We start from the raw sequence: 4,256 nt of genomic DNA, 5'->3' as shown, positions 1-4,256 counted from the left end.
GTCTCGAATCGGGTCAGGCGATCTACATTCCCGTAAGAGACGGTTTCTTCTACGATGTTCAGGACGGCGACTCTCCGGAGTATATTGCCAAGCTCTTTTTCGCTCTGGTTGAAGACATCATGAGCGCCAACAGGCTGAGCTACTCTTCGAAGATCTACACGGGTCAGAGATTGTTCATTCCGCTGGAAATCGTGAGTGTCTGCAGTAACGTGAACATCAGTACTCAGTATTCCTGGCCGGTTTACGGGAAGATCTCCTCGGAGTTTGGCTGGAGAAAGGATCCCTTCACAGGCGCTTCAACATTCCATTCCGGTATGGATATCGCCGTTCAGCAGGGGGCGCCGGTTTTCGCGGCCAGAGACGGTACGGTGATCGAAGCCGCCGACAACGGTGGTTACGGCCTGAACATAATCATTCTTCACGCCGATGGTTCGAAGACACGTTACGCCCATCTGAGCCACATAAGTGTCTATTCGGGACAACGGGTCGCCAGAGGTGAGTTGATCGGCAGGGTAGGAGAGACCGGCAGGGCAACCGGTCCGCATCTGCATTTCGAGATAGTCGATTCCAAGAACCAGTGTAAAGATCCGAGGAGTTATCTGTCCAGCAGCCAGTACATGTACGTGAGAAAAGAGCCGGGCTCTCTCGGACTCGGAGGTAAATAAGAAACGTTGAAGACCGCTTACATAGAGTCGAATTCTTTCGACCCGTGGTTGAATCTTTCAATAGAAGAATATTTGCTCGACACTTACGCGCACGATAACGCCGTGCTGTACCTCTGGCAGAACGCCCATACCGTGGTAATCGGGCGTAACCAGAACGCCTGGCGGGAGTGCCGTATAGAGAACCTAGAAAGGGACGGCGGTAAACTCGCCCGGCGTTTGTCGGGCGGTGGCGCCGTCTATCACGATCTGGGAAATCTCAACTTCACTTTCCTGCTTCCCCGGTTAGAGTACAATCTCCACAGGCAGCTCGCCGTAATAGTCGATGCGGTTAACGGGCTGGGGATCGAAGCCAATTTCAGCGGGCGAAACGATATTCTGGCCGAGGGCAAGAAGTTTTCCGGCAACGCCTTCTATCATGGCCGGCAGGCATCGTATCACCATGGAACGGTGCTTATAGGCGTCGATATGAGCAAGCTTTCGATGTACCTGAACGTCTCGAAGGCGAAAATGGAATCTAAGGGCGTCAGATCCGTCGCATCGAGGGTGGTAAACCTGAAGGATCTCAAACCCGATCTGACGATAGAGATAATGAAAAGGGCCATGTACGATGGCTTTATAGAGGAGTACGGTCATATAGACAGGATTCTGGACTACGGCGAAATCGCCTCCCGGGAAGAGGTCAAAACTCTTTACGCGAAGTATTCATCCAGAGAATGGCTGCTGGGAAAGAGTCCCGAGTTCGACTTCGAGATTGAAAACCGCTTCGTCTGGGGCGGAATAGAGATAGGATTGAACGTCAGAAAGGGAATGATCAGGGAAGCGGTGGTTTATTCCGATTCTATGGACGTGGATTTCATAGAATCGCTAAGAGCTTCTCTGAAAGATATAGAGTTTTCCAGGAAGAGCCTGGCAGGAGCCCTTGCCAGCCTCCCGGAAAATAATGAACGTGCCGATCTTTTAGAGTGGTTCGACCAGGTAGAACTGTAAGACTCGAGGTCCTTGTGTTCGATTTATATAAGGTAATCGCTTCACTTGATTTCATTGATTTCATCTTCTCTCAGCAATGCGATTATTGTTATTATCGAGCCCGCAAACATAGCTATCCAACTTATCCAGTTCAGAGAAATGCCGACAGTTATCTCTTGTGTCATGCGCATGAATCCGTCGAACTCGAGCGAAAACGGGTCTGGATTTATGCTACTCTGAAGAGAGTTGAATTTAGAGATATCCGAAAGAAAGGTGACGAGTCTGAAGACGAGTATTCCCAGAGCCGCAACGGCTCCTATGAACGCCCATTGGAATTTCTTCGCAATCGCAAGCGTCACCACAATCAACGAAAGCAATAGAAGTATCACACCGTAAGTCTGGTCGGCCTGAATATAGTTGCTCGAACCGGCAATGTTTGCCAGCAGATTATTGGCGTTCAGAGAAATCGCCGGAAGAAAGAGCCCCGTCAGGAGAATGGAAGCCCCGATTATAATCGCAATCTGTTTCCTCGATAATGCCATGAAATCACCTCTTTGAATTTTGGTCATATTTTTATATCATATATCAATTTATTTTGCAAGATAAGATAATTATTTTATTTATTGATATTTATGACTTAATTTTTATTCGTTGCATTTTCTATTTTTTTCTTAGCGAAAGTTCTGTTTTTTCGACAGGTTGTTTAATGCAGTTCACAGGCTAAAAAAAATCTGTCCATGAAAGCTGTTGCAACTTGTTCTATAATGTAGATGAACAGTGACCGGAGCACTGAACTAAATTCATGTATATCATGAACCATATAGATCAGCCAAAACTTCAAGGATTCCAGGAGGTAAAAAATGGCACGAGTAATGAAAACAATGGACGGTAATACGGCTGCCGCCCACGTCGCTTACGCTTTCACAGAGGTGGCGGCCATTTATCCTATCACCCCGTCTTCCACCATGGCGGAGCTCGCAGATGCCTGGGCGGCAAACGGGTTGAAGAACATTTTTGGTCAGGTCGTCGATGTTATAGAAATGCAATCGGAAGCCGGTGCGGCGGGGGCGGTTCATGGCTCTCTTGCGGCCGGAGCTTTAACCACAACCTTCACGGCATCGCAGGGACTTCTTCTCATGGTTCCCAACATGTACAAAATCGCCGGCGAACTTCTACCGGGAGTGTTTCACGTCAGCGCCCGCGCCATCGCCGGTCACGCTCTCTCGATATTCGGCGATCATTCCGACGTTATGGCCGTCAGGCAGACGGGGTTTGCCCTTCTGGCTTCCGGAAGCGTTCAGGAAATAATGGATCTCGGTTCGATCGCCCACCTTTCGGCGATCAACTCCAGGGTTCCCTTCCTGCATTTCTTCGATGGATTCAGAACTTCCAGCGAAGTCCAGAAAATCGAAGTGCTGGACTACGAAGAACTGGCGAAGCTGGTCGATTATGAAGCCGTCAAGCGTTTCAAAGACGACGCCCTGAACCCGGAGCATCCCAAAACTATGGGCACGGCCCAGAACCCGGATATCTTCTTTCAGGCGAAAGAAGCTTCCAACAGATTCTACGATGCCGTCCCGGACATAGTTGCCAAATACATGGATGAGATATCCAGGCTCACCGGACGCGAATACAAACCGTTCGTGTATTACGGCGATCGGGAAGCCGAAAATATAATAATTGCCATGGGTTCGGTAACGGAGACTGTCGAGGAGACCGTGGACTACCTTCTCAAGAAGGGAGAAAAGGTCGGCGTCCTCAAGGTTCATCTCTACAGACCCTTCTCGGCGAAGCACTTCTTCGACGTGCTCCCCAAAACAGTCAAAAAGATCGCCGTTCTCGACAGAACCAAAGAGCCGGGATCTCTGGGCGAACCTTTGTACGAAGACGTCAAGACACTTTTCTACAACTGTGAAGACGCCCCTCTGGTGGTAGGCGGAAGGTACGGTCTCGGCTCGAAAGACACGACTCCCTCTCAGATCAAGGCCGTTTTCGATAATCTCAAGAATACCGCCCCGAAGGATCACTTCACCATCGGAATCATAGACGACGTTACCAATACGTCCCTGGAAATCAAAGACAAGATCAACACCGCTCCGGAGAGCACCATCCGCTGCAAGTTCTGGGGTTTCGGTTCCGACGGAACGGTCGGTGCGAACAAAGATGCCATAAAGATCATCGGCGACTACACGAAACTCTATGCGCAGGGATACTTCGCCTACGATTCGAAAAAATCCGGCGGCGTGACGATCTCGCATCTCAGATTCGGGAAGAAGCCCATTAAATCCACCTATCTCATCGACGAAGCCGACTATATAGCCTGTCACAAACCGGCCTACGTGAACCAGTACGATCTTCTCGATGGACTCAAGAAGGGCGGTACCTTCGTTCTCAATACCGGCTGGAGCCTCGAAGAGCTCGATAAGCATCTTCCGGCCAGCATGAAGAGATACCTGGCGGAAAACGATATCAAGTTCTACACGATCGACGCCACGAAGATAGCCGTTGAAATCGGTCTCGGAAATAGAATCAACATGATAATGCAGTCGGCCTTCTTCAAACTGGCCAACGTCATCCCGATAGAAGACGCTGTAGAGCATCTGAAAGACGCAATCGTGAAATCTT

General features: G+C 49.6%; 4 protein-coding genes. 3 read left to right on the top strand and 1 reads right to left on the bottom strand.

Annotated features, from left to right (window positions below):
* Positions 1 to 665: LysM peptidoglycan-binding domain-containing M23 family metallopeptidase (locus PKX57_RS11430; protein ID WP_472417427.1), on the top strand; the 665-nt coding region annotated here is incomplete at its 5' end.
* A 6-nt stretch (positions 666 to 671) separates the two neighbouring features.
* Positions 672 to 1,652: a lipoate--protein ligase gene (locus PKX57_RS11425; RefSeq protein ID WP_472417425.1), complete on the top strand. Its 981-nt coding sequence runs from the start codon at positions 672 to 674 to the stop codon at positions 1,650 to 1,652.
* Between the two features lie 41 nt (positions 1,653 to 1,693).
* On the opposite strand, the gene PKX57_RS11420 is transcribed toward PKX57_RS11425, so the two are convergent.
* Entirely contained in the window at positions 1,694 to 2,173 is a 480-nt protein-coding gene (locus tag PKX57_RS11420) for a hypothetical protein (RefSeq protein ID WP_472412750.1), read from the bottom strand.
* A gap of 318 nt (positions 2,174 to 2,491) precedes the next feature.
* On the opposite strand from PKX57_RS11420, the gene nifJ reads away from it, so the two are divergent.
* Positions 2,492 to 4,256, top strand: a 1,765-nt coding sequence (gene nifJ, locus PKX57_RS11415) for a pyruvate:ferredoxin (flavodoxin) oxidoreductase (protein ID WP_472417423.1), incomplete at its 3' end; no start/stop codon positions are given.

Origin of the sequence: Mesotoga sp., from assembly GCF_035363035.1 — a bacterium.
Lineage (GTDB): Bacteria > Thermotogota > Thermotogae > Petrotogales > Kosmotogaceae > Mesotoga.
Note: the sequence above shows the minus strand (reverse complement) of the source record. Positions and strands in the feature narration are given on the sequence as shown.

What these genes read in the sequence shown, in the direction of transcription:
- PKX57_RS11420 (WP_472412750.1), bottom strand. Translation starts at nt 2,173, where the DNA reads ATGGCATTATCGAGGAAACAGATTGCGATTATAATCGGGGCTTCCATT.